This is a genomic window from Actinopolyspora xinjiangensis (assembly GCF_900104475.1).
In the GTDB taxonomy this organism is placed as follows: Bacteria; Actinomycetota; Actinomycetes; order Mycobacteriales; family Pseudonocardiaceae; genus Actinopolyspora; species Actinopolyspora xinjiangensis.
This window is the reverse complement of sequence record NZ_FNJR01000021.1, coordinates 40442-42663: the sequence shown is the minus strand read 5'-3', so window position 1 is coordinate 42663 and position 2222 is coordinate 40442. Positions and strand designations below refer to the sequence as shown.

Here is a 2222-nt window from a genome sequence, read left to right as displayed (position 1 = left end):
CTAATCTCTAGGTCGCAGGTTCGAATCCTGCCGGGGGCGCCTAGTCTGACCTGGGAATTCACTCGACCACGTTTGCCTCGTTCGAGGTTTGTGGGATCAAACGTGGTGCGAGTGCTCGTAAAATGGAGTCGTGGCAGCAGCGACGAGGGGACGGAGACGGACCCGCGGCAGCGTCGAACGGCTTCCCAGCGGCGCGCTGCGGGTGAAGGTCTACGCCGGTTTCGACCCGGTGACCCAACGGCGGCACTACCTCACCGAGGTGGTCGCGGCGGGGCGCGATACCGAGGCCGAGGCCGAGCGGGTGCGGACCCGGCTGCTCAACCAGGTCGACGAGCGCCGCAACCCGCGCACGAACGCCACCGTCGAACAGCTGCTGGACCGCTACCTCGAAAAGCACTTCGACGGCGAGGCCACCACGCTCAACGGCTACCGCCGGGCGGCGCGGAACCACGTGCTGCCGTTCATCGGTCAGGTCAAGGTCGGCCAGCTCGACGCCGACGCGCTCGACTCGCTCTACGCCGAGCTGCGGCGGTGCCGGAACCACTGCACCGGCAAGCAGCGCGTCGATCACCACACCAGGAAGCCGCACGAGTGCGACCACCGCTGCCGCAGGCACCGCTGCAAGCCGTTGGGTGCCACGCAGATCCGCCAGATCCACTACCTGCTGTCCGGGGCGTTCAAGCGGGCGGTGCGGTGGAAGTGGGTGGCTGACAACCCGGTCGGCCAGGCCGAACCGCCCGCCGCTCCCCGAGCGGAGCCGAACCCTCCCACCGCGGCGGAAGCCGTCCGCGTCCTCCAGGCGGCATGGCGCACCGACGAGGACTGGGGCGCGTTCGTCTGGACGGCGATGACCACCGGCGCACGCCGGGGCGAACTCTGCGCCCTGCGGTGGGAGCACATCGACCTCGACTCGGCCGTGCTGCGGCTGAAGCAGGCGCTGGCCTATGACGAGTCGACCAGCAGCTGGTACGTCAAACCCACCAAGACGCACCAGCAGCGACGTATCGCGCTGGACGCCGAAACCGTCGCGGTCCTGACCGCGCTGAAGCAGCGGCAACGAGAACGCGCCGCCCAGTTCGGCGTCGAACCCGACACCGACTCCTACGTCTTCTCCCCGGACCCCGACGCCGGCGGGTTCCTCGCACCGGACACCGTGACCCAACGCTACGAACGCATGGTGCGCAGACTCGGGATCTCCACCACGCTGCACAAGCTGCGCCACTACTCCGCCACCGAACTCATCTCGGCAGGCGTGGACCCCCGCACGGTCGCCGGACGACTCGGACACGGCGGAGGCGGCACCACCACCCTGCGGGTGTACTCCGCCTGGGTCTCCGAAGCCGACCAGCGCGCCTCACAGGCGCTGTTCTCCCGAGTGCCAGAACGCCCCGGCAGTCCGATGTCGCCCGCCGAGAAAGCCCTACTCCAGCCCGAGAATCCCTACGAGCACATCGCCCACGAGCTACGGCAGCGGATCGGCGGCGGAGAACTCGCCGACGGCGAGCGGATTCCGACGGCCAAAAAGCTCGCGGAACAGCACCACGTATCCGTGGGAACCGCCAACAGGGCCGTCACACTGCTCAAGACCTGGGGGCTGGTCGAAGCAGCACGCGGCAGACCCACCACAGTCGTCGCCGGAGCGGCCGAGCTCGTGGCCGCGGAGGCGAAGGAACGAGCGCTGCCGGAAGCGCCGGAGATCGAACCGTCCGAAACGGACTCGTCGCCAACTCCCGATGGACCACGGCTGCTGCGCTTCGAAGTCCGCCGCCTCGGCGAAGTCGTCCGCACCTTCACCGCCGAAGCCGATCCCGACAAGCCCGACCACCTCAAGCATCTACTGGCCGCCTCCGTCCGCCACGACGGCCGCAGCGAAGCCGACATCCTCGACTACGAACTCGGCGTGTACGACACCGACGACCAACACCTCACCACATTCGTCACCATGACGCCGTGAACGAGGCGGAAGGGGGAAGGGCGCCAGTCCGGAGGGGTGGCGCCACCCGTACCGCTCGTACGTCTCGGACAGCAATTGCCCGTAGTTGTGATCCTCGCCAGCCCCGAAGGGCTGGCGCCACCGCCTCGATGTGGTCGGCGGTCACGTCAGACATGTCTGTTGCGATCCTCGCCAGCCCCGAAGGGCTGGCGCCACTCACCGCTGGTGAGTCCGGTGTGCAGGGCCAGGGGGTTGCGATCCTCGCCAGCCCCGGAGGGCTGGCGCCACG

General features: G+C 68.7%; 1 protein-coding gene. It reads left to right on the top strand.

Going from position 1 to position 2222, the window contains the following annotated elements; translation table 11 throughout:
- Positions 1 to 130 precede the first annotated feature (130 nt).
- Positions 131 to 1954: a tyrosine-type recombinase/integrase gene (locus BLQ75_RS22310; protein WP_244515867.1), complete on the top strand. Its 1824-nt coding sequence runs from the start codon at positions 131 to 133 to the stop codon at positions 1952 to 1954.
- The last annotated feature ends 268 nt before the right edge of the window (positions 1955 to 2222 follow it).